Annotated in this window: 18 protein-coding genes; 9 read left to right on the forward strand and 9 right to left on the reverse strand. The window is 59.7% G+C overall.

Features of this window, described 5'->3' with window-relative positions:
• Positions 1-34: 34 nt before the first annotated feature.
• Positions 35-1,228 carry an acyl-CoA dehydrogenase gene (locus tag WB650_RS22555; RefSeq protein WP_422303299.1) on the forward strand — a complete coding sequence of 398 codons (1,194 nt, stop codon included), beginning with the start codon at positions 35-37 and terminating at the stop codon, positions 1,226-1,228.
• A gap of 78 nt (positions 1,229-1,306) precedes the next feature.
• Positions 1,307-1,846 (forward strand): GNAT family N-acetyltransferase, encoded by a 540-nt coding sequence (locus tag WB650_RS22560; RefSeq protein ID WP_422303300.1) that lies wholly within the window; start codon positions 1,307-1,309, stop codon positions 1,844-1,846.
• 6 nt (positions 1,847-1,852) lie between these two features.
• Here the strand turns inward: WB650_RS22560 and WB650_RS22565 are convergent, their stop codons facing one another.
• Positions 1,853-4,873: a WD40/YVTN/BNR-like repeat-containing protein gene (locus WB650_RS22565; protein WP_423962130.1), complete on the reverse strand. Its 3,021-nt coding sequence runs from the start codon at positions 4,871-4,873 to the stop codon at positions 1,853-1,855.
• Between the two features lie 461 nt (positions 4,874-5,334).
• A complete protein-coding gene (locus WB650_RS22570) occupies positions 5,335-6,246 on the reverse strand; it encodes a glutathione S-transferase family protein (protein ID WP_423962132.1) in 912 nt (303 codons plus the stop codon).
• A gap of 83 nt (positions 6,247-6,329) precedes the next feature.
• Here WB650_RS22570 and WB650_RS22575 point away from each other — a divergent pair, with 83 nt between their 5' ends.
• Positions 6,330-6,983 carry a nitroreductase family protein gene (locus WB650_RS22575; protein WP_423962134.1) on the forward strand — a complete coding sequence of 218 codons (654 nt, stop codon included), beginning with the start codon at positions 6,330-6,332 and terminating at the stop codon, positions 6,981-6,983.
• A 2-nt stretch (positions 6,984-6,985) separates the two neighbouring features.
• Here WB650_RS22575 and WB650_RS22580 read toward each other — a convergent pair whose 3' ends face one another.
• Entirely contained in the window at positions 6,986-7,198 is a 213-nt protein-coding gene (locus WB650_RS22580) for an acetyl-CoA carboxylase biotin carboxyl carrier protein subunit (protein ID WP_422303304.1), read from the reverse strand.
• Positions 7,199-7,337: 139 nt separating this feature from the next.
• Between WB650_RS22580 and WB650_RS22585 the strand changes: the two genes are divergently transcribed.
• Complete coding sequence (locus WB650_RS22585) at positions 7,338-8,681, forward strand: MFS transporter (RefSeq protein WP_423962137.1); 1,344 nt, start codon at positions 7,338-7,340, stop codon at positions 8,679-8,681.
• 91 nt (positions 8,682-8,772) lie between these two features.
• Here the strand turns inward: WB650_RS22585 and WB650_RS22590 are convergent, their stop codons facing one another.
• Together WB650_RS22590 and WB650_RS22595 are read right to left on the reverse strand one after the other, a co-directional pair.
• Positions 8,773-10,329 carry an acyl-CoA carboxylase subunit beta gene (locus WB650_RS22590; RefSeq protein WP_423962139.1) on the reverse strand — a complete coding sequence of 519 codons (1,557 nt, stop codon included), beginning with the start codon at positions 10,327-10,329 and terminating at the stop codon, positions 8,773-8,775.
• Positions 10,330-10,628: 299 nt separating this feature from the next.
• On the reverse strand, positions 10,629-12,902 hold the full coding sequence (locus tag WB650_RS22595) for a methyltransferase domain-containing protein (protein WP_423962141.1): 2,274 nt from the start codon (positions 12,900-12,902) through the stop codon (positions 10,629-10,631).
• Positions 12,903-13,266: 364 nt separating this feature from the next.
• Between WB650_RS22595 and WB650_RS22600 the strand changes: the two genes are divergently transcribed.
• The 5 genes from WB650_RS22600 (at position 13,267) to WB650_RS22620 (ending at position 18,747) form a co-directional block, all read left to right on the forward strand.
• Positions 13,267-14,640, forward strand: a complete 1,374-nt coding sequence (locus tag WB650_RS22600; RefSeq protein ID WP_423962142.1) for an FAD-binding protein — start codon at positions 13,267-13,269, stop codon at positions 14,638-14,640.
• A gap of 13 nt (positions 14,641-14,653) precedes the next feature.
• Positions 14,654-15,391: an SDR family oxidoreductase gene (locus WB650_RS22605; RefSeq protein ID WP_422304906.1), complete on the forward strand. Its 738-nt coding sequence runs from the start codon at positions 14,654-14,656 to the stop codon at positions 15,389-15,391.
• Between the two features lie 38 nt (positions 15,392-15,429).
• A complete protein-coding gene (locus WB650_RS22610; RefSeq protein ID WP_422304904.1) occupies positions 15,430-16,761 on the forward strand; it encodes a DUF1329 domain-containing protein in 1,332 nt (443 codons plus the stop codon).
• A 308-nt stretch (positions 16,762-17,069) separates the two neighbouring features.
• Positions 17,070-18,242: an amidohydrolase family protein gene (locus WB650_RS22615; RefSeq protein ID WP_422304902.1), complete on the forward strand. Its 1,173-nt coding sequence runs from the start codon at positions 17,070-17,072 to the stop codon at positions 18,240-18,242.
• Positions 18,243-18,249: 7 nt separating this feature from the next.
• Positions 18,250-18,747: a DMP19 family protein gene (locus tag WB650_RS22620; RefSeq protein WP_422304900.1), complete on the forward strand. Its 498-nt coding sequence runs from the start codon at positions 18,250-18,252 to the stop codon at positions 18,745-18,747.
• Positions 18,748-18,951: 204 nt separating this feature from the next.
• On the opposite strand, the gene WB650_RS22625 is transcribed toward WB650_RS22620, so the two are convergent.
• The 4 genes from WB650_RS22625 to ligA all read right to left on the reverse strand — a co-directional run bounded on the left by WB650_RS22625 (position 18,952) and on the right by ligA (position 24,306).
• Entirely contained in the window at positions 18,952-19,953 is a 1,002-nt protein-coding gene (locus WB650_RS22625) for a 2-oxoacid:ferredoxin oxidoreductase subunit beta (protein WP_422302781.1), read from the reverse strand.
• A 6-nt stretch (positions 19,954-19,959) separates the two neighbouring features.
• Positions 19,960-21,852 (reverse strand): 2-oxoacid:acceptor oxidoreductase subunit alpha, encoded by a 1,893-nt coding sequence (locus tag WB650_RS22630; RefSeq protein ID WP_422302779.1) that lies wholly within the window; start codon positions 21,850-21,852, stop codon positions 19,960-19,962.
• Positions 21,853-21,994: 142 nt separating this feature from the next.
• A complete protein-coding gene (locus WB650_RS22635; protein ID WP_423962146.1) occupies positions 21,995-22,288 on the reverse strand; it encodes an acylphosphatase in 294 nt (97 codons plus the stop codon).
• Entirely contained in the window at positions 22,285-24,306 is a 2,022-nt protein-coding gene (ligA, locus tag WB650_RS22640) for an NAD-dependent DNA ligase LigA (protein ID WP_423962148.1), read from the reverse strand. Before ligA ends, WB650_RS22635 begins: the two co-directional genes overlap by 4 nt.

Raw genomic sequence — 24,306 nt, forward strand, 5'->3', positions numbered from 1 at the left:
AGTGCGCATCGCGCTGTCACCTGCGGAGGCACAAATGGATTTCAAGTTCAGCGCCGAAGACGAGGCTTTTCGCGCGGAGTTCAGCAGCTGGCTCAAGGCCAACCTGCCCAAGGCGGGTAAGAGCGACGACGGCGCGGACTTCATGAGCGAAGGCACGGCCGATGACTGGAAGCGGCGCGTCGAGTGGCACAAGAAGATGCACGCGGGCGGATGGGTCGGAATCAGCTGGCCCAAGGAGTACGGCGGCCGCGGCGCGACGCTGACGCAGCAGATCATCTACAACGAAGAGCTCGCAAAAGTTGACTCGCCGATGCTCGTCAACGGACTCGGCATCATGCTGGTGGGCCCGACGATCATTCATTGGGGCACCGAGGAGCAGAAGAAGAAGCACATTCCGAAAATTCTTTCGGCGGACGAGCTCTGGTGCCAGGGATATTCCGAGCCCGGCGCCGGCTCCGACGTTGCCAGCTTGCAGACCCGCGCGGTCGAGGAAGGCGACTACTTTATCGTCAACGGGCAGAAGGTCTGGACCTCGGACGCGCATCACGCGGACATGTGTATCCTCCTGGTGCGAACCGATCCGGAGGCGCCCAAGCACAAGGGCATCAGCTACATCCTGGTCGATATGCACAGCCCCGGCGTGACCGTGCGTCCGCTGGTGCAAATTACAGGCGACGCGAATTTCAACGAAGTGTTTTTCGAAGACGTGAAGGTGCCGAAGAAGAACCTGATCGGCGAGAAGAACCAGGGCTGGCAGGTCGCGATCACGACGCTGATGTTCGAGCGGTCGGGAATCGGCGGCGGCCGCGACATGATGGGTCAGGTCAAGGAGCTGGTCGAGCTGGCGAAGTCCGTCCGCAGCAACGGGCACACGGCGTGGGAAGACACCAGTGTGCGGCAGAAGCTGGGAGGGTTCGCGTGCGAGGCGGCTGCGCTGCGCTACACTGGATTTCGTCAACTGACGCGGCGGCTCAAGGGCTTGCCGCCGGGGCCCGAGGGATCGGTGCTCAAGCTATGTACCAGCGAACTGAATTTGCGGATGAACAAGTTCGCGATGGAGATGCTGGGGCCGTACAGCCAGATGGAATTCAAAGCGCCGCATGCGCTCGACAAGGGCAAGTGGTCGTACCGGATGCTCGCGTCGCGCGCGCTGACGATCGCGGGGGGCACCAGCGAAATCCAGCACAACATCATCGGCGAGCGCGTGCTCATGTTGCCCAAGGGCTAGTAACTTTCGAACTGAGTAATCGACGAAGGGCGGCCCTCAGCGGGTCGCCTTTCTTTTTTGGGATGTAGGGAGACAGGCATGGACGGCAAACTTGTCAGGCTAAGAGCTTACGAGAAATCGGATCTCGACGCCGTGATGAAATGGGTCAACGACGAAGAGGTCACTGATTTGCTCGGCGGAGAGATGCTCGCCTATCCGGTCTCGTCGATCGCGGAGGCAAAGTTTATCGAGGCGTACGCAAGCCCATCCGATAAGCAGAAGAACTTCGCGATCGAGACACTCGCCGAGCGCAGATACATCGGTGCGATTTCGTTCAACGTGATCGATTGGCAGAGTCGACACGCCAGCATCGGCATTGTGATCGGAGACAAGTCACTGTGGGGCAAGGGCTACGGTACCGACGCGATGCGGATAATGATGAGGCTCGCCTTCGACAAGATGAACCTTCATCGGCTCTATCTGGATGTACATGACTACAATACTCGCGCGATCGCGTCGTACGAGAAGTGCGGATTCAGGCGCGAAGCAGTGCTGCGCGAACACCATTTCGGGCGCGGCAAGTACTGCGACACGATCGTGATGGGGATTCTCGAGAGCGAGTATCGCGCCCTCGCCTAGCGCGCGTTACTGACCGGTCCCCTGGAGGTTCACCGTTCGCGGACCGCTCGAGCTGTTGTTGTTGATCGTGAGGAGGCCGGGGCGCGGTCCTTTTGCCGTCGGAACGAAGACGACGGCATAGATGCAAGCCTTCTTTGGTTTCAGCGAGGCGCCGCAGGCTTTCGATATTTGAAAGTCGCCGGTCACTTGAGCACCGATCAGAAGAATTGAGACGTTGCCTTTGTCGGCCGCGGTTATTTTCTTTGCCTTGCTCTTCTTGCCTAACTTCGTGGAAAAAGCCACGGACCTTGGCGAGACGACCAGCGTCGCCGCCACGGTAGGCATTGGCGTTGGCGTAAACGACACAGTCGCGGTCGGCGTCGCGGTGGCGGTGGATGTCGCGGTCGCCGTGGCGGTAGGACTGGATGTCGGCGTCGGCGATGTTATCGGAGTGCGCGCCGTTGTTGGCGTTGCTGAGATTGTAGCGGTGGTGGACGGCGTGGCGGTCGCGGTGGCGGACGCCGTCGGCGAAACCGTCGATGAAGCGGTTGGCGTCGCAGATCGAGTAAGCGTCGACGTCGGCGAGGGCGTACCAGTTCGCGTTGCAGTCGCGCTGATCGACGAAGTCGGCGTCGGTGTCAGGGTTGGTGAACCTGCGGTGGTGGCGGTTGATGTGGGCGTGGCTCCGGGCGAGCCCTCACCGGACAGCTCGAATATCCCACGCCCGTGAGTTGCGGCGAATATCACTCCGCTCAGATTCTGCTCGATATCGAAAACGGCGACCGCAGGAATTACCCCGAGGTTGAACGGCGCCCAGGTATTTCCGCCGTCGGTCGTTCTGAAAATGCCGATGTCGGTCGCGGCCAGCACGGTGTTCGCGGTTGGGTCGTTGCGATCGACCAGCAATCGCAACACCGGAACGTCGGGCAGCGCGTTCGCGGGGGGCGGGCTCTGAAGGTCAGGATTGCCGTCGGCCTGTGTCCATGAACCGCCGAAATCCATGGTCACGAAGACGTGGCCCATCCCGGTCGCCGCCGTGAAGCCCGAAAGGCTCAGGTACGCGACTGCAGAATTGAACGGGTCAACCGCGATTCCCGTGGCCTGCGTGGAATCGGGAAACACGATCGGCGGCAGTTGCGCGGTCTTGTCGGTCCATTCCGCCCCTTCGGGCTGCCCTACGCTCACCTGCATGTCGGCCTGGTCGGTGGTGAATATTTTGAACGGCGTTGGACGAAAAGTGGTGCTGGTCTCCATCGCGAGCGCGTAGGCCTTGGTGTGATCAGAGGGCGCGATCTCGAGATCCTCGAGCGCGCACTCGCCGCTGTTGCATCCGCCGGTCAAATCCTGAGTCGTCTGCTGCGCCCATGTCGCCATCCCGTCGTTCGAAACGTAGACCGAGTGCGCACCAAACAGGACGCGCTCAACGACGGCCGGATCGCTGGCGATCGGCGGAAAATATGCAGCGCCGAGATCGCCCACCGTCGCCATCGCGGTCTGCAATGCGGCGCTCGACGCGGCAGAATTGAACGCGACTCCGCCGTTGGTCGAGCGCGAGATCCATGCTCCGGCCGAAGTGGTCGCGAAAGTGTGATAGGCGAAAATCGGATTGACCGTGTCGAAGAGTGCGAAGCCTCCGTCGAGGTTATCGACCTCGGTCCAGCTCGACGCGGGCGGCTGCGTAGCGTTGTAGAGCGCGGTGCCGTTATCCTGGAATCCGGCGATGGCGACGTTGCTATTAGTCGGATGAGGACCGACGGATTGCGCCTGCGCGACACCGATGCTCGCGTTGAGCGGCGCCCAGGTCAGCAAGCCGGCGTCGAAGCGATAAAGCCCTCCCTCGTTGCCGAGGTAGAAGCTGTGCGCACCTGCGGGATCGAAAGCGATCGCATGCTGATCCGAATGCGTTCCGCCGCTCGGCACGAGCGACGTCCAGCCGGTGCCGCCATTGGTCGAGCGGTAGATGCCGACGCCGCCAAACACGACGGTTGCGCCGCTCGCGTCGGCGGGATCGATCGCAATGGTCTGGTCGAAGAACGACTGCGAAAAGTTACTCGAGCTGGATCCGTCGAGGGTCACGGCGCCGAAGGTCGTGCTCGGCACCGACGCTTGCGACCAGGTGACGCCGTCATTGATCGATTCGTAGAATCCCGAGAACTCGACGCCGTCAGCCGCGCCGACGATCGCGTACGCAACGCCGTTCGCGGCGGCGACGCTCGCGCGGCCGACGCCGCCGGTCAGGTTCGGCAGGCTGGCGAGAGTCCAGCTGAACCCAGAATTGGACGAGCGGAACACTCCGACCCCAAGAATCGAAACGAGCACCGCGGTTGGCGACGCTGGATCGATAACCACTGATTCTGCAGGACACGGGTCGTAGGTGAAGTACGGACACGCCCCAAAGGTTCCCGCGGGATATGAAATCCACGACTCGCCGCCGTCGCTCGAGCGCCACAGCCCGTTCTGGCTGAAGTCGCTCTCGACCCACGACGCCTCCGCCCGGTTTGCGCTGGAGCCGTAGGTCACTGCCGCGTAGATTGTGCGCGGCGTTTGCGTGGTATCGACGGCGAGCGAAGCGATCGACGCGTTCGCGAAATTGGTCGCGCCGAGTTGCGTCCAGGTTACACCGAGATTGCTCGAGACGAACACTCCTTCGCCGTAATATGAGTCTGCCGTGCCGTTGCCTTCGCCGCTGCCGACGTAGAGCGTTGGATTCGGGCTGGTGGTCGTGTCGAGCGCGAGGGCGCCCACTGCCAGCGTCGGCTCTAGATCGAATATCGGTACGAACGTCCCCACGGAATTGGCGCGCATCCAAACGCCCCCATCTCCGGTACCGACGAACATCCGTCCGCTCGCGGTAGGGTCTGCTACAATGGCGGTAACCCGTCCCGTTACGCCGGCGATTGCGGTGCCCATCGCGACGCCACCGAAGGTGGGAACCTCATTCATCAAAGGCAGAGGGCCTAGTTGATTCCATGCGAAAGAAGCACCCGCGAGGGTCGAGTCGCTCGCATTCAGTGCGGCGCCGCTTGGTTTGCGCTCCTGCGTTCGCATTTGAGAGATAGCTTTGCGATATGCGCCTGGGGGCAATCCAAACCGCAGTCCTCGCTTGCTGAGCAAGAATGCCTCGCGAGCGAGTCGATCGCGCGCGCGCATCGATCCGGACGGGTTGAAGTTAGCGCGGGCCGATAGCGAGCTGGCGCGAATGGGCGAAAACAAAATCACCGCGAGACATGCTGCGAGCAGCAAGCCGCCCGCGGCGGCAAAAAGCAATGGCGAGAAACCCCTGGACAAAGCGAAGACCCCCCTTCCGGCCCACGTCCAGTAGTCACTCTACTATCATTATATATGCGAACCAACTAGCTAGTGAGTATTAACAAATAGTCAGTCGATTACCTATTTCATTCTCCTCGTCTCAATCTGAGTATTCCTTTGTCTACGATAGGCAGCACTTGGCTCTGCCGTTGTATGCGACAGGGTCGAAGTGCTCGACGGAAGATTGTGGGCTACGGCGGTCAGACTGAGGTGATTCGAAAGCCAATCTTCGGAAAATGATTCACGATTCGGCCCAACTCCGGCACGTCGCGCTCGATCGCGATCTCGTGAATCGTACTCACGACTACTCTGCCGGTCACCGGATCGAAGCCGTAGTCGTCGGGCGTCACTGACACGCGGGTGCCGGCTTCGAGTCCGTTTGGATCTCGCGAGTCGACGTTCTCCGCAGTCGCGGGAGTGCTGTCCTTCGCTACCTTCAGGGCCTCATCGGGATCCATTGGATGCACGTCGCCGTAACCCATCGCATCGACGCGCTCGAACCATCGCATGAGGTTCGCGAATTTCTGCGCGAGACCGAATGCGGTCGGCTCGGCGCGCAGGAACCACACCGGATGGAAGCAGGCGGCGTCGGCGAGGCTGAATGAGCCGCCGAGCAGAAACGGCGTGGATGCGAGTTGGCGATCGAGGATCTCGAGAAACGCGCGCAACTGGTTTCGCGAGTCGGGGGCGTTGCGCGCGATGTCGCCGAAGTTCGCACCCTGGATCATCTTCGAACGGTCCTCGATAAATTCCTTGGGCACCGCCGCCCCGAGCTTTTCGAAAATCACCGGCGTCGCCGACCAGAACAGCCGGCGGTCAGCCCATTGATTCATCGTGTCGGCGGCGGCGGTGAGCCCACCAGGATAAAGCGTCGGCTCGGGTTTCAACTCATCGATCTTTCTGATGATGATTCCCGTATCGCTCCATGCGTCGGCGCCGATTTGGAGCACCGGGATTCGCCGATAGCCTCCTGTGAGCGGCACCAGTTTGGGCTTCGGCATGATCACCGGCTGCTCGACCGAGCGCCAGCTGATTTTCTTGTGCGCAAATATTTTGCGGATCTTTTCGGAAAATGGCGAGGTCGCATATTGATGCAGAATTATTTCAGGCACGATTTCCTCCATCGGGAGAAGCTGCTCGATTCTTAGCGCATAGAATTTCCAGTCGCTACCGGAAAACTGATAGGGTCCCGTCTATGCATGGTCATCACGAATTCGATTTGTTCGAAGCGATCTACACGACCCGCTCGATGCGGCGGCTGAAACCCGATCCCGTGGCCCCAGATCTCATCGTCAAGGTGATCGAGGCGGCGACGATGGGTCCGAGCGGGCATAATCGACAGCCGTGGTTTTTCATGGTCGTCACGGAACAGGAAACGAAGAACTTCGTCGCCGAACGCTATCGCAAAGCGTGGGAAGTCGTGTTCACGCCGACCGAGCGCGAGGTTGTCGTCAACGATCCTCAAAGCCAGCGCGGCCGAAATTTGCGATCGGCGAAATATCTCGCCGAGCATATCGCCGACGTGCCCGTGATGATTTTCGCGAGCGTGAAAAAATACACCGATCGCGCACGTGCGGGGCAGCCGATGTGGGGTGCGATTTATCCGGCGATTCAGAACTTGTGCCTCGCGGCACGCGCTTACGGACTCGGCACGTCAATCACCGGGATGCATACGATGTTCGCCAAGGAGATCGACGCGATGCTCGGCGTGCCGCCCGAGTACGCCAACGTCATACTGATTCCGATGGGCTATCCGAAGGGCCGATGGGCCCGGCCGGATCGCAAACCTGCCCTGCAAGTGACGTTCTGGGAGAAATGGGGTAACAGACGCGAGAGCGTGCCTGATTGAATTCAAGCGTCGAGCACGGCCAGCACGAAATTACGCTGTATCTGATCGCCCGGCTTGACGCGAAACTCCGCGATGCGCCCGTTGGCCGGCGCCTTCACCGGTATCTCGACCTTCATCGACTCGATCACCATCACTTCGTCGCCGCGCGCAACCTGCGCACCGCTCTCGACCGACAGTCGTAGCACCTTGCCGACGGCCGGGCTTTTAATATCCATCGCGCAATGAATCCTCGATCGAGCTTGATAGCAGGCACGGCTCGCATCTACCAGCACTGAAAAAACGCCTTGTGTTTTCGGCGCGCTTGGTTGTAGAGAAACTAAATTGGCGCGATGGTCCGGCTAATGGAGAGACGGCATGAACAGTTTTGTCGCGGCTCGAACGCTCACTGAATATCCGCGCGGCAGCCATCGATGGTCACTGCTGATTCTCACTGTGTTCGCGTCGATACTCGGCGCGTACGACTTCCAGCTCGCACCGCTGCTGCCAATCCTGCTCCCGTACCTGCACATGAGCCATACCGCATATGGCGCGTTCATCACGTTCTCCGTGCTGATCTCCGGCATCTCCGCATTCTTCGGCGGCCCGCTGGCCGATCGATACGGCCGCGTACTGATCATCGACGTATGCCTTGGCTTCGTGACTGCCCTGCTCTTCCTGAACGTATTGATCACCAACATCGTGACCTTCGTGATCCTGCGCCTGCTGATGGGAATCGTCGCGGGCCTGACTGCCGGCGCCGGCGCCGCATTGATTCGCGATATGTCGCCGCGGCTCAGCCGCGCACTCGCATTCGGACTGCTGACGATTGGACCGGTCGGCGCGAACTTTCTCTCCAACTACGTTGCCGGCGCGACGCTGCCGATTTATCACACGTGGCAATCGCAGATTTGGATTATGGGTTTTTTCGCGGTCGCGATGTACATCCCAATCGTGTTGTGGCTGTGCGATCTGAGTCCGGAACTCCGCATGCAGATCATGAAGACCGAAATCCAGGCGCTGGCCGCCGAAGGACGGCTGCCCTCGGCCTCCGAGCTTCCGTCGAGCACGGGAGACGCCTTCCGCCGCCTGCTCGGTCACATGGAAGTCTGGCTGCTGGTGATCGGGATCACAGCGAATCTGACATTGTACTTCGCGATCCAGGGTTTCGGGCCGTTGATGTTCACCGAGGCGTTTCATTACTCACCCGCGGAAGCGGCGAAGATGAACGAGTACTTCTGGCTGGCTAACCTCGGCGCGCTGGTGCTGACGGGGCTCGTGTCCGACCGTCTGCAAATGCGCAAACCGATCGCAATCTTCGGCGGCATCCTCGCTTCGCTGCTGATGGCGTGGTGGATTCCGAAGTTCGGCACCGAGATGCCGCGAGCGACGCTGATGATGGTCGCGTCGCTGATGGGATGCTTCCTCGCGATCGCTTATGTGCCGTGGGCCGCGCAGTTCTCCGAGACCCTCGAGGACGTCTCGCCCGCTCTGCAAGCCACCGGCTGGGCTTTCTTCGGGCTGGTTGCGCGCGCATGGGTTGCAATCTCCGCACCACTCTCGCTCTATGTCGCGGTCCACTACGGATGGGGTCAGTGGGTGAAGGTCGCGCTCGGCGGAATGGTTATCTACATCGTCGCAATGGCGTTCTCGCGCGGCCATGCCGCGGTCGAGGAGCATGCTCACGCCGCGCCGGCGACCGATCGCGTAACGGCAGGCTAAGGATTCTTCCCCTCTCCCTGTGATGGAGAGGATTAAGGTGAGAGTCCGAATACAGCGCGCTCGGCGCGCGATTCAAGATTCTGCTCCTTGCCTAGGGCCGCATCGTGCGCGTGCGAATCCCCAACTGAGTTGGGACTATCTCGTACGCCTGATGCACCCAGTCGACGAGCAGCGGCCGCGTGTCGCGCGGATCGATTATCTCCTCGATGCCGAACGCCTCGGCGGTGCGCAGCGGCGATCGCACGGCGTTGAATTTATCCTCGAGCTCTTTGCGCAACTTTTCCGGATCGCTCGACGCCGCCAAGTCGCGCTTGTAGGCCGCCTCGATTCCGCCCTCTATCGGCAGTGAGCCCCAATCGGCCGACGGCCACGCGTAACGCAGATTCAGCCCGGTCGTGATTCCATGGCCCGCGCCCGCGACGCCGAACGCCTTGCGCACCATGATCGCGACCAGCGGCGTAGTAGTCTGGAACATCGCATACAGCGCGCGCACGCCGCGCCGAATCGTCCCCGCCATCTCGGCCTCGCGCCCAATCAGGAATCCGGGCTGATCGACGAAGTTCACCACCGGCAGATGAAAAGTGTCGCAAAGGTCGATGAACTTGACCATCTTGTCTGACGCCGGCCCGTCCAGCGAACCGCCAATCGAAAACGGATCGTTCGCCATCACGCCGACCGGGAATCCGTCGAGCCGCGCAAATCCCGTCACCAGCGACGGCCCGAAGAACGGTGTCATCTCGAAAAATGAATCGCGATCCATCACGAGCTCGACGATTCGCCGCGCGTCGTAACCGTGTCGGCGATTGCGCGGGACGATACTGATCAACTCCTCTTCGCGACGGCCCGGATCGTCGTCGGGCGTCGTTCGCGGCGGCACATTCCACACGCTCTGCGGCAGGTACGACAGGAAGCGGCGAATCTGCGCGAGCGCGTCATCCTCGGTCTCGGCCTCGTTATCGACCGAGCCACTCATGTGCGCGTGAATCTCGGCGCCGCCGAGTTCCTCCTTGGTGAGATCCTCGCCGACGCCCCATTTGACGACCGGAGGTCCCGCGACGAAGAGCTGACTCGTCCCTCGCACCATCACCGAGAAATGCGACGCCGCCACCCGCGCCGCGCCGATGCCCGCGACTGAGCCCATGCATCCCGCGACCACAGGCACCTCGCCCATCAACTTCACCAGCACGTCGAAATCCGGATTGGCGGGAACGTAGGTTCGCTTAACAGTCTCGAACGTCTTTACGCTGCCGCCGCCGCCGGTTCCGTCGACCAGCCGAATGATCGGGATATGCAGTTCATGCGCGATCAGCTCCGCGTAGCTGCGCTTGTTACCGATATTCGCGTCGGCCGCACCGCCGCGCACCGTGAAGTCGTCGCCGCCGACGACTACGCGCCGCCCATTGATTCGTCCGGTGCCGCCGACGAAGTTCGCAGGCACGATCGACGCGAGCGTCTCGCCCTCGTATTTCGGCACCCCCGCCAGCGCGCCGTACTCGTGAAAGGTCCCGGGGTCGAGCAACCGCTCGATCCGCTCGCGCACTGTGAGCTTGCCGCCATCATGCTGCCGCTTGATGTTCTCATCCCCGCCCATCCCCTTCGCAAGCTCAACCCGGCGCCGAATTTCCTCGACCTCTTTCTCCCAGGACATAACAATTCTCCCGTCAGATAGGATTCCTGATCCTATAAACCACGCAGATACGAATTCACACAATCGAATTTGAAACCCGCGGTGGGTTTCAAACTTCCTTCGGCAGGGGTAACCCCTGCACCTTAGTATCAAGAAAGATGCGCGACGGAGTTTACCCCGAGTACTCGTAGGGTCCCTGTTAGATGTTGTTCGGGTGGAGTCGAAGGTGCCGTATCTTACCTCGCCCGTTCAGTTACGGGAGAGGAGGCCGGCGGGCGCAGCCGCCGGTAGGTGAGGGTTCCGCGATCACGCCACAAAGGCTAAACCAGCGCAGTGCCGGAATCCGGGATCGCCTGACGGTCTTCGATTCGCGAAGCTTGTGTGAGGAGTACAATCCATGAAAGCGCGTAGAACAACGCGACCAACATCAATATCGATTTCATTCCTGTCCACATCGAAATCGATTCGAGCATCCCACCCAAGAGCGCTCCGAGAAGATTTGAACCAAGTGCGTCGCTGCGAAATCCTTCGCAAGCGAAGCTGACGATAAATACGATGCCTGCAAAAAACACCGGCAGGCACAAAATAGTGGTCGAAGCGAGCATCTTGGCCCAGAAAGAGCCGAGGAAAAAGGCTTCAGGTGGAACAATGTAGGCCACGAGGATCGAGATAAAAATCCCGACATAGGCAAACGTCACGGCGATGCCCGGCCGCCAATGCACAATCAGGTTGGCAGCCACAATCAGCAGCATCAGACCCGATATCACGATCGAATTGACTACCCATGTGGTACCGAACAGCAACGCCATCCGGCTGATGATATTTGCCTCGAGCAGCATAAAAGCGGCGCCGAGAAAAAAGAAGTGCCATTGCAGCGAACCAATTGGAGTACCGGTCTCTCTTAGGAATACGCAACAAACAACTATCAGCACCGATAAAATAATGATCACTGAAGCGGGAATGCCGGGTTCGTGCTGATAGAAATACGGCCAGTCGTCAGTGGTCAGCGCGGCGACTTGTAAGTATGCATCGCTATTGGCAGCAACGTAGGCAGCCAGCCCCGGATCCTTCAACGCCTGCGCGATCCGTTCCTGCGAACCCAGAATCAAAAAACGGCCTCCCTGGGTCTGCAATGGCGGAGTGCCGAATGCCGCCTGACCCAACTCTCTTAACCGTCCGCCGATCCACGGGGTCAGAACCGCAAACTTGATGATCATAAGCCCGCCCGGCTTCAGCAGAGCTTTGGTTTGGCGGATCGCCTCTAGCGTGTAGACGTAGTTGTCGATCCGAATCGTCGAGTAGTATGAACTTGTTGTGTGAGAATCCAGGAATGAGAAAATGATGAGGTCGAATCGTTGGTCCGTATTCTGTACGTAGCTTCGAGCGTCATTCAGGATCACGTGCACACGAGGTGAACTGTACGGCTGCTCGAAGTGTAGCTTCCTGCCCAATTGCAGAATAAGAGGGTCGATTTCCACTGCGGTTATGTCGCCCGCACCGTTGCGCAACGCGGCGGCCGCGTCGTTACCGGTGCCGGCACCCAGCAACAGCACTGACGCGGGGTGTGGAAAGAAGCGGTATGGCAGATTGTAGCGGCTCCACTTCAGGGCTTCATTTCGAGAATAATCTGGATGAGCTGCCACGAAACGATCAGAGAGATTAAGGATCTGCTGATAGAAGGTGCTATTGGTACTAATCTTCCAACTCAGTATCTCGCCTGCCTCACGCTCCGGTTGGAGGGTCAGCTTCTGGTAAGGCGACCAGTAGACCTTAGTATCGTTGCCTGCCGGAAGACTGGTCAGCACAACGCAAAAAAGAAATGTCACCAGCGCGGTCCATCGCAGTTTCGGCAGTTTCCAGAGCAAGCATACAGCCACAGCTCCAGCCACCACGAACCAAATGGAAGGTGGCTGAAATTCAAAGCACAGCAGTGTGAACAGAACGATTCCGGCCAGACTCGCCAGAATATTGACCGTATAGCCGAAGATGCCGTCGCTGGCGTGTTCTAGGAACCATCCGACTAACTGGCCAACCGGAATAAACAGCAGAGCTATTACTCCGAAAACGCACACAACAAAGAACGAACCTGAAAAGGCTCCTGCGACATTGTGAATATTGAGCGGCAAGGAAGGAACGCCCCAATAGTCCACTTGCGAGATGGCGCCGATAGACCCCGTCAGCTGCCTTATCGTGTCTCGCAGCCCGTCCGAAGGAAATTCGCACAACAGGCCGAGCGCTATCAGTGGTACGCAGAGCGCCATCAGATTGATTGGCCGACGCGACAGATAACAACCCAGCCCGAAACCTAGATAGCACGCAATCAATACGAAATTTTTGAAGTAGGCGAAGATGGTGATTTCCGAAGAAATCCATCTGATCATCAGGAGTTCAAGGAATAACCCCAACAAACTGATGAGTGCTAATCGAGCGTAGGAGAACCCGCCCAACGTCTCGGGTGAAAATTCAAATTGCGCGACCCATCTCTGTAACGATGGCCACCGGCTAGCTTCGCTCGGCATTCGGTAAAGCCAAAGACCGAACAGATTGACGTATATCCCGACCACCAGGACGATCCCCACCCATACGTGTTCCATACAATCCCCCGGCACTCTCGAATCCGAGCCACGCACTGTAACCGTAAGCTTAGAGTCTGCGTTTTCAGAATGAACACAATCTGTCAGCGAAGGATGACAGGGCGCACCAGGAAGAGCGCTACCGAAAACAGAAACGATCACATCTAAAGACCGAGAACGATTCCCTCATCGACGCAACTCCGCACTATCCACCGCTACACAGGGTAGCATTTCGCTGCCTGCCCGCCAATTGATTGGTCGTGACGCACGCAGTGCCCTATTCCTCTAAGGGTTCGGCCCGAATTTGATCAGTACCCTGCGGGTCGCGGGCGTTTCTCGACCGCGGTCTTCCTGTTAGCTTCTATGCGTATCTGATTTTTTCACTATGACGACGAACACTATCTCTGCGGCGCATCCGCGCCGTGCCCTGCTCTCCGGATGGGGGCGGTATCCGCTTTCCGAAAGCGACGTTTACCGGCCCGATAAAATTGCTGAGCTGCAGGCTGTTGTGACCGCTGATTCGACCTCGCTGATCGCGCGCGGGGCGGGGCGCGCTTATGGCGATGCGGCACTCAATGATCACCATCGTGTCGTCGATTTGACGCGGCTTAATCGGATGCTCTCGTTCGACGCAACCACCGGCCTGCTGCGATGCGAGGCCGGGGTCACGATTGCGGAGTTGATCGATGTCTTTTTGCCGCGCGGATTTTTTCCGCCGGTCACTCCGGGGACTCGATTCGTTACGCTTGGCGGATCGGTCGCAGCCGACGTTCACGGCAAGAATCACCATCGCGATTCGTCGTTGGCCTCGCACGTGACTAACTTCGATCTGATGGTCGCGTCGGGCGAGGTGCTTAGATGCTCGCGCGAGGAAAACTCCGATCTGTTCTGGGCGACCGTCGGCGGGATGGGACTGACCGGCGTAATCCTCGAGCTTGAACTCAGGATGCGGCGGGTCGAGAGCGCCTATCTCGATGGCGAGTTGATCCGTGCAGGCAACGTCGACGCCGCGATCGAGGCCTTCGAGCGTATCGACGCACAGTACGGCTATTCGGTCGCGTGGATCGATTGCAACAGCACCAGGAGCGCGCTGGGCCGATCGATCCTCAACGTCGGCAACTTTGCGACGCTCGAGCAGTTGCCGCGAAATCTGGCGCAAGATCCGTTGAACACGATGCCGAAGCTGAGCCCTCCCGTGCCGCTCGATTTCCCGGTCGTGAACTCGCTGACCGTCAGGGCGTTCAACGCGCTCAACTATGCTTTCCATCGCGAGAAAGCGGCCCACACTATTTTCGACTGGGGCAGTTTTTTCTACCCGCTCGATTCGATCCGCAACTGGCCTCGAATCTATGGCAAGCGCGGCTTCGTGCAGTATCAATGCGTATGGCCACCCGATGAGAGCCGCGCGGGCCTGATCGAATTGCTCGAGGAGGTCACGCGCAGCCGGCGCGCTTCGTTTCTCGCCGTGCTCAAGAAGTTCGGCGCGCAGGACGGGCTGATCTCCTTCCCGATGCCCGGGTACACGCTCGCGATCGACTTCCCCGTGACCGACGGGCTGCTCGAATTTCTCGACACGCTCGACGCGATGGTGCTGAAGCGCGGCGGGCGCGTGTACCTGGCCAAGGACGCGCGCATGTCGCCCGAGACGTTTCGCGCGATGTATCCGAATCTCCCCAAGTGGCAGGCGGCAAAAGCCGTCGCCGATCCCGGCAACCGCTTCTCGTCGAGCCTTTCGCGCAGGCTGCGGATGACGGAATAAATTCCGTCCTACTATGAACAGAGTTCTGATTCTTGGCGCTACCAGTCCGATCGCACGCGCACTCGCGCTTCGGTTCGCATTCGATGGTGCGCGATTGTACCTGGCTGCGCGCAATGCCGACGAGGCGCGGCGGGTTGCAGAGGACGTCAGCGTTCGCGCGGGGGTGCCCGCACTTTCCGGCACCTTCGACGCGTCGGACTTCGCCTCGCATGACGCGTTCATCCGCGACGTGGCAACCAAGCTCGGCGGACTCGACGGCGTCATCGTATGCTTCGGCACGCTCGGCGACGAGGACGTTGCCCAGACCGATCCGGCCGAGGCGCTCGCCACGATTCATCAGAACTTCACCGGCGCCGTGTCTTTGATGACGCTGGCCGCGCGCCATCTCGAACAGCAGCGCTCGGGCTTCATCATCGTGATCGGGTCGGTCGCCGGCGAACGCGGCCGCAAGAAAAATTACGTGTACGGATCTGCCAAGGGTGCCCTCGCCACTTTTGCGCAAGGACTTCGCGGGCGCCTGGCCACATCCGGCGTGCACGTGATGACGGTAAAGCTCGGCACCGTCGATACGCGCATGACCTGGGGACGCGAGGGCGCTCTGCTGACGATTCCGCCCGCCAAGGCCGCCGACCTGATTTACGCCGCGTATCGCAAACGCGCTGAAGTCGTATATGTGCCATGGTTCTGGCGCATCATCATGGGAGCGGTGCGGATGATCCCCGAGAGCCGCTTCAAGCGTCTCAGCTTCTGACGCCGCGATTTTTATGCGGGCGAGTTGGAGAATAGAAAATGAAAGTAAAGCTTGAAGTTGCTGTGATGCTCGCTCTCGCGACTCTGTCGACCGCCGGCTGGGCTCGCGCGGGCGTAAATCCCGGGGATACTGTCACGGCGGATCAGGCCGACAAGGTGGTGGACCTCGTCAGTCCGGGAAATTTCATCCTGGTTAAGCAGGGCATGACGATGAAGATCGTGCCGACCGATCGGCTCGAGTGGCCCCCACCGTACAAATCGGCGACTGAGAAATACTCGCCGCAGGTGAGCCTCGCGCCCGATGGGACACTGAAAGGCTATTCTGCCGGGCTGCCGTTTCCGCTGGTCGATGCGAACGATCCGAATGGGGCGCTGAAGGTGATGTGGAATTTCAGCTACCGGCCGCTCTACACCGACGACGCAGTATCGAAGAATGTCGAGATCGCCAGCTATCGACCGGGCTCGTCGCCCGCCGATCCAGTCGAGCATCTGACGATTGGCAACGTGGGATTTTACAACAACATTGGGCGCACCGAGGTCAATCCGATCCCGACCGACCCGGAAGCTACGAGGGGAGGAATCCGTTACCGCTTCGGCGCGTACCCGTTTCTCGAGCCGTCGGAGATGCGCGGATTTGGATTTATCCGCTACCGCAGTATCGATCCGAAGATCGAGGACAACAGCTGGATGATGAATCGGCGAACCCGGCATGTGACCCGGGCGTCGGCCAGCGAACTCTCGGATGTCATGGGACTACTCGACACGACCGCGGGCGCCGGTGCAGGAGGAGCGGGCGCCGGAACCTATGCGAGCAATCTCGATCCGGATTCGTTTTTTGGCTTCGCCGCGAAAATCGAGGACTTCAATTACAAGTTCCTCGGCGAGAAGCCGATGCTCGCGGTGGTGAATGCGGAGAACTCACCCGCCAAGGCGTGCCCGACCGACGGCGGACGAACAGTCTGCCCCGAGAACTGGGAAATGCGGCGGCTCTACGTGATCGAAGCGGACGCAAAACAAACTTCAGTACTCGGCAGCGGCGTTTCGATTCCGAAGCGGATTTTTTATATCGACTCGGAAGGATGGTTCATCACAGCGTCCGACCAATACGACCGCGACGGCAAGCTGTGGAAGACAGTGGCAACCTTCAACGCGTATCGCGACCGTCCGATTCCGGATGCGCGCGTAGCAATCTGGCCGTTCAAGCGGATGTTCCAGACCGCGCTGGTCGACGAAGACGTCACCAACGGCTTCTCGACCGTCGTGCTCTCGCCAGGAGTTGAGACCGACGAGCACGAAAGCTGGTACATCAACATGGGAATCGCGACCGACAATTTTTTCAATCCCACGACGATGTCGAACGCGGCGCATTAGGAATCAATGTGAAACCCGCGGTGGGTTTCACGCTTCCTTCGGCAGGGGTGACCCCTGCACCCAGTACTAAGAAATCGCAAAATGGCGAGGACGCCCTTTTGCTCTCAGGTTCTCTTCCTGTGTCCATTGCATTTCTTCGTGTCATTGCAGTTCTTTGTGTCATTCAGAGCGCAGCGAAGAATCCCGTTGCCGATCCTCTCTCCGCGTCCGGTTCCCCTTCCCTCGAGGGAAGGGATTTGGTTGCTGGCGCGCGCACCGAATCGTGAACTATAAGTGAGAAATCTCGGACGCATGCGGAGCCACTATCAATGTCGAATCGTCTCGATGAGATCCAGAAACTGACCTTTACCGGCGCCGTCGATGCTGACGGGCATATCCTCGAGGACGCTGGTCTGTGGGACCGTTATATCGAAGCGAAGTACAAGGACCGCGCAGTCAGAGTCCGCACCGACGCCAAGGGACTCGAGTACCTCGAGGTCGCGGGTAAGCCGTCGAAGGTTTTCAGCGGCGGGCGGCTCGGCGGACTCTCCGCGATGGGTGCGACGCGCAACGACAAGTACGACGCCCCACCCACGTACCGCGGCTTTGCGCCGTTCGGCGCGATGGACGCGAAGGAACGGCTCAAGCGAATCGACCAGGAAGGCCTCGCCGCCGCCTTCCTCTATCCCACGATGAGCCTGCTGTGGGAGACCGAGACCGAAGATCCCGAACTCGCGCAGGCATGCACCCGCGCCTACAATCGCTACATCGTGGACTTCTGCTCTGAGAGCCGCGGCAAGCTGATTCCGATCGCACATCTGTCGCTCGGCGATCCAGCCGCGGCCGCGGTCGAACTCGAGCGCGCGGTCAAAGCGGGATGCAAAGGTGGATGGGTCGCGCAATTCGTGATGACGCGCAAACCGCATGCGCATCCAGATCACGACGTGCTGTTCGCCAAGGCGCAGGAGCTCGACGTGCCGATAGGAATACATCCGTCGCTCGAGCCGGTGTGGGCGGCGCCGGGACGTTACGATCGCAAATTCATGCGCTGGAATTATTACTTCCTGAATATCGTTGCGGCCGACGCGATTCGTCATGCGTTCACCAGTTTCTTCCAGTACAGCACCTTCGACAAATTTCCGAAGATGCGGCTGGTGCTGCTCGAGGCGGGCGCGGGATGGATCGATTACTGGCTGGACAGGCTCGACGCGGTTTACGAGAGCGCGATGGGACGGACGGTATCGCTCAAGGAGAAGCCGAGCTTCTACTTCAATCGCAACTGCTGGATCTCAGCGGACCCCGACGAGCGCTCGCTGCCCGCGATGGTCGAGCTGTGCGGCGCCGACAAATTCTTCTGGGCGTCGGATTTTCCGCATCCCGATCACGTCGGCAATTACATCGAGGAGGTCGAGGAGCTTGCGCACAAGCTACCGGCGTCCGCGCGCGCAAAGGTGATGGGCGAGAACGTGATGAAGGTCTACAAGTGCGAGCTGCCGCGGTAAAAGTTGAATGACAAAGCTCCCGTTCCTGCAGTCGTACTCCGGCCAGACAGCCGAGCAACTGCTGTCGCTGGAAGGTGAGTACCGGATTGATTCTCTCGTCCTCGTGTTCGAGGAGGCACTCGGCAAAAAGGCTTACCGTGACGGCGCTAGTGCGCTCAGCGCTGAAGAGAACGTGATTCTCGCGATCGAGGCACTCGAGCGTGAGGTAAACAACGGGGGCTACAGTCAATTTTTCGAAAACTCTTCTCAAGAATACGCACCAATCATAGTACCAGCGCTTATTCGTATTGGTTGTCCGAAAACAGCCGAGATCACGCAGACAGCTATCGAGTCCCTTCATCTTCCGGACCTTAGCGTCGAGGCGATTGAAGCCGTCGTCGCGGCGAACGAGATGAACATTGAAGTCCTGAACGATTGCGACAACTCCTATTTCGGTACGGGAGAAGACATCGCCGGTCAGCTGTTCGCATTCATCAAGAAAAACAGAGACGCCATATCACTATGACGGCGGCGGCGACCCTGGAGTACGAAGGGAAACCGTCTGAAGAGAGCAAGCTCCGGTAAGGAACAGAATCTTGAATCGCGCGCTAAGCGCGCGCTGAATAAGGACCCTCACCTTTGATCCTCTCCCTTTCGGGGAGAGGGGAAAATGAAGGCCCGCGAGGTTTTGTCTCGCGGGCCTTTTGCATTCACTAGAAATGTTCGAGGTTTAGCTGGTCACCGTCCAGGTATCGCCCTTGCCTAGCAGGATTTTCAGGTCGCCGGCGCCCTGCCTTGCTTTGGCGTCTTCGAGCTGCTTGTTCACCGCGCCGTCGTAGGTCGGGCGCGATACTGCGTAGAAGACGCCCACGGGAGTCGGCAGCGGAGGCTCGAAGTTTCCGAGCATGAACGCGAGCGAGAGATTGGTCTCGTCGTGCACGACGAGATCCGCCTCAGTGACGCCTGCGCCGAGCTGCACTGACTCGGGGCGCATCCCGTTCATCCTGATTCCCATGTCGCGATTCTTGCCGAAGATGAGCGGCTTGCCGTGCTCGAGAATCAGCTGATGGTCGGCTTTGAGCGCCTTGTCGCTGACGTCGTTGAACGCGCCGTCGTTGAAGATGTTGCAGTTCTGCAGAATCTCGACGAACGACGCCCCGCGATGGGCGTGCGCGCGCTTGAGCATCTCGCCGAGATGCTTCTGCTCGACGTCAATCGTACGCGCAACGAACGTCGCGTGCGTGCCGAGCGCCACCGTGATCGGATTGAACGGGAAATCCACCGAACCGGCGGGCGTGGACTTGGTGACTTTGCCAACCTCGGAAGTCGGCGAGTACTGGCCCTTGGTGAGTCCGTAGATTTTGTTATTGAAGAGCAGAATTTTCAGATCGACGTTGCGCCGCAGCACGTGGATCAGATGATTGCCGCCGATCGACAGGCCGTCGCCGTCGCCGGTGACCACCCACACGTCGAGATCGGGCCGCGAGATCTTTAACCCGGTCGCGAACGCCGGCGCGCGGCCGTGAATCGTATGGAAGCCGTACGTATTCATGTAGTACGGAAATCGACTCGAGCATCCGATTCCCGAAATGAAGACGGTGTTCTCCGGCGCGATGCCAAACTCGGGCATCGTCTTTTGCACCGCGGCCAGGATCGCGTAATCGCCGCATCCGGGGCACCAGCGAACTTCCTGGTCGGAAACGAAATCCTTGCGGTTAAGAGCGGTAGCCATTTTCGATCAGCCCTCCAGGGCCCGGTTGATGCGGTTTTCGATCTCGCTGACCTTGAACGGTCGGCCCTGGATTTTGTTGAATCCGAAGGCGTCGATCAGGTAGTCGGCGCGGATCATCTTGAGCAGTTGTCCCATATTCATTTCGGGAATCATGACCTGCTTGAAACGCTTGAGCGTCTCTTCGAGGTCTTTCGGCAGCGGATTCAGATAACGCAGATGCACGTGCGAGACTTTTTTGCCCTTCGCGCGCAAATGCTTGACCGCCTCGCGAATCGGGCCGTAAGTAGAGCCCCATCCGAGCACGACGAGATCGCCTTCGGCGTCGCCGAACACTTGCGTCGGCGGAATCTCGCGCGTGATACCCGCAATCTTTCGCGCCCGCGTGCGAACCATCAGCTCGTTGTTGGCCGGCGAGTAGCTCACGTTGCCGGTGAGATTCTCGCTCGACAGGCCACCAACTCGATGCTCGAGACCCTTGGTCCCGGGCACCGCCCACGGACGCGAGAGAGTCTCAGGTTCGCGATTGTACGGCAGGAAGCCCTCGGGGTTGGTCGCGAATTCGACTTTGATTTCAGGAAGCTTATCGGCGTCGGGCAGCAGCCACGGCTCCGCCCCGTTTGCGAGCTGGCCGTCGGTGAGCAGGATCACCGGCGTCATGTACTTGACGGCGATTCGCACCGCCTCATAGGCGCAGTCGAAGCAATCGGCCGGCGTCGACGCTGCGATAATCGGAATCGGCGACTCGCCGTGGCGACCGTACATCGACTGCAGCAAATCCGCCTGCTCGGGCTTGGTCGGCATTCCGGTAGACGGACCCGCTCGCTGGATGTCGGTAATCACCATCGGTAGCTCGACTTTCACCGCGAGGCCGACTGCCTCGGCTTTCAAGTTCATGCCGGGGCCCGAAGTAGTCGTGATTGCAATCGCTCCGCCGAAGGATGCACCGATCGCCGCGCACACGCCGGCAATCTCGTCCTCGGCCTGGAAAGTATAAACGGGGAAATTCTTGAAGCCTGAAAGCTCGTGCAGGACGTCGCTGGCGGGGGTGATCGGATACGAGCCCAAAAACAGCGGACGTCCCGATTTCACCGCAGCCGCCACGAATCCCAGCGCAGTCGCGCTGTTCCCGGTGATATTGCGATACAGTCCCGGAGCGATTCGCGCAGCTGGCACTTCGTACGAGCTCGCGAACATCTCGGTGGTCTCGCCGTAGTTGAAGCCGGCCTTGAGCACCTTGATATTCGCCTCGAGAACCTCGGGCGTCTTCTTGAAGCGGCTCTCGAGATAGCTGAGCGTGCTCTCGATCGGACGCTGATACAGCCACGACAGCATCCCGAGCACGAACATGTTGCGGCATCGGAAGACCGCGCGATTATTGAGGCCCATGCCATGCACGGCGAGCGAGGTGAGCTTGGTCACGTCGACTTCGATCACCTGGAACTTGTCGAGCGAATGGTCGGTGAGCGGATTGGTCTTGTAGCCGGCGCGCTTGACGTTGGAATCGGTGAACGCCTCGCGGTCCACGATGATGACGGCGTTGGGCGGGACATCGTCGATGTTGGCCTGCAACGCCGCGGGGTTCATTGCGACCAGCACGTTGGGCTCGTCGCCGGCGGTGAAAATTTCGCTGCTCGAAAAATTCAGCTGAAAGCCGCTGACCCCGGCCAGGGTTCCCTGCGGCGCGCGAATCTCAGCGGGAAAGTCGGGCAGTGTTGCGATATCGTTGCCGGCCAGCGCGGATTCGGCCGTGAACTGCATCCCCGTCAACTGCATCCCATCGCCAGAGTCGCCCGCAAACCGGATAACAACGTGGTCACGCGTCAGATGCGGCTTGAGCGCAGACGCGGCGGAACCATGCGACTCGGCAGCTTGTCCAGCCGCCTCAGGTGGAACAGCCATCTCAGTCCAATCTCCTTGTGGTTAAAACTTGATTGAAATTTTCTCCGACAATCTCGAAGCCATGCAAATACTCGAACACGCGGATTTAAAGCATAGCTAATCTAAAGGAACCATTAAAGGCCCACTTTTTGGCCTGCAACAATCAGCGAATCTGAAAATCGGTAAATTCCCCTGTGAAATCCGACCACTCTTCGCGTACCTCGGCTACGTGCGCCGACGGTGGCCCCAGATGTGCCCAGGCTGCAAGCATTTGCAAGTTCTCACGGCTCCCTTCCGCGACGATTTCGACGTCTCCATTGGGCAGATTGCGCACGTATCCGGCAAGTGCAAGTTCTTTCGCCTCATCATAGGCGGAAAACCGAAACCCGACTCCCTGCACTCTCCCACTGATGATTAGATGCAATCTCGCGCGCTCTTTTTTGCTTTGAGTTGTCAAATCGTTCCTGCGAGAACCGATTCGAGACCTTTCTGATCAAGCACTCGCACTCCTAGGTCCTGGGCCTTCTTCAGCTTGGATCCTGGCTCGGCGCCCGCAACTACGAAGTCGGTCTTGCGGCTGACTGACGATGTGACTCGACCCCCAGCCGCCATGATTCTGCGCTCGGCCTCTTCACGCGTCATCGATTCGAGCGTACCAGTGAGCACGAAAGTTTTGTCGCGCAATGCGCCCCGCCCTTCCACGACGGCCGGTACTTCGACGTCCAGCAATTTGATGAGCCGCTTGACGGCTTTCAGGTTTCGCGGCTCGTCGAAGTACTCGCGGATGCTGTGCGCAACTTCATTGCCGATATCTCGCACGCCAAGCAGATCGTCCTCAGACGCATCCGCGAGCGCGTCCATCGTCTTGAACTTCAACGCTAGTTGTCGCGCGGTATGCTCGCCGACGTGTCGAATCCCGAGCCCGTTGATAAACCGGTCGAGTGTAGTCTTGCGCGCTTTCTGGATCGCATCGAGCACGTTCTGCGCGCTCTTGTCGGCCATTCGCTCGAGGCCCGAGAGTTGATCCTTGGTGAGCCCGAACAGATCGTCGAGCTCCTTCACCAGTCCCTTCTCGACGAGTTGCCCAACGAGCTTATCGCCCAGCCCTTCGATATCGAGGCAATATTTCGATGCGAAATGACGAATTGATTCGCGCATCCGCGCCGGACAATTCGCGTTGACGCAGAAGTAACCGACCTCGCCTTCCTCATGCACGATTGCCGCGTTGCACACCGGGCAATTCGTCGGCATCTCGAACGGCTTCGCGCGCGGACTCCCTTCCTTGGTCACGCGAATCACGTACGGAATCACGTCGCCGGCCCGCTCAATCAGCACGGTGTCGCGCTCGCGGATATCCTTGCGCCGAATCTCGTCGAGGTTGTGCAGGGAAGTGTTCGAAATCGTCACGCCCGCGAGCTGCACGGGCCGAAGCTTGCCGACCGGCGTGAGCGATCCGATCCTCCCGACCTGCACGTCGATTTTCTCGACCACTGTCTCCGCCTGCTGCGCCTTGAACTTGTACGCAATCGCCCAGCGCGGCGATCGCGAAACCTCGCCGAGCTGCTCCTGGAGCGCGTAGGAGTTCACCTTGGCGACGACGCCGTCGGCCTCGAAGTCCAGCTCGTGGCGCTTTTCGGTGATCTCGTTCCAGTAGTCGAGCACCGCGTCGATACCGTTGCATACGCGCGACAGCGGATTTACGCGGAGCCCGAGCGCTTTGATCGCTTGCAGAAATTCCCATTGCGATTTGAAAGTGGCGCCCTCGATCACGCCGGGCGCGTAAAGAAAAGCGTCGAGCGGCCGCGACGCTGTGATCTTCGGATCGAGCTGGCGCAGCGCGCCCGCCGCTGCGTTGCGAGGATTCGCGAACACCGGCTCGCCGGCCTCGTCGCGCTCCTGGTTCATCTTCGCAAATGCCTTCCGCGGAATGATCACTTCGCCGCGCACTTCCAGGACGCGCGGGATTTTTCCATGCTCAGGATGCTGCAGTCTCAGCGGCACGCTCTTAATCGTGCGGATATTCTGCGTGACGTCTTCGCCGTTGATTCCGTCACCCCGGGTCGAGCCAACCGTCAGCCGCCCGTCGTCGTAGACCAGCTCGATGCCGAGTCCGTCGAGCTTGACTTCGGCTACGTACTCGATGTCCGCGTCGGATTTCAGCAACCGCCTGATGCGCTTGTCGAACTCGCGCATCTCCTCGGCGTCCATCGCGTTGCCGAGCGACATCATCGGCCGCCGATGCACCACTACGCCGAATTTTTCGCTCGGCGCCGCACCCACACGCTGCGTGGGCGAATCGGGCGTCGCGAGATCCGGATGCTCGCGCTCGATCGCCTCGAGCCGGCGCATCAGCTTGTCGTATTCGGCGTCGGAAATTTGCGGATCGTCGAGGACGTAGTAGCGATAATTCGCGCGGTCGATCTCGCCTCGCAGCTTTTCAGCTTCCGCGGCGAGACTGTGCGGATCCTGAGCCAT

This window comes from Binatus sp. (SeqCode), from assembly GCF_049584895.1.
Lineage (GTDB): Bacteria > Desulfobacterota > Binatia > Binatales > Binataceae > Binatus.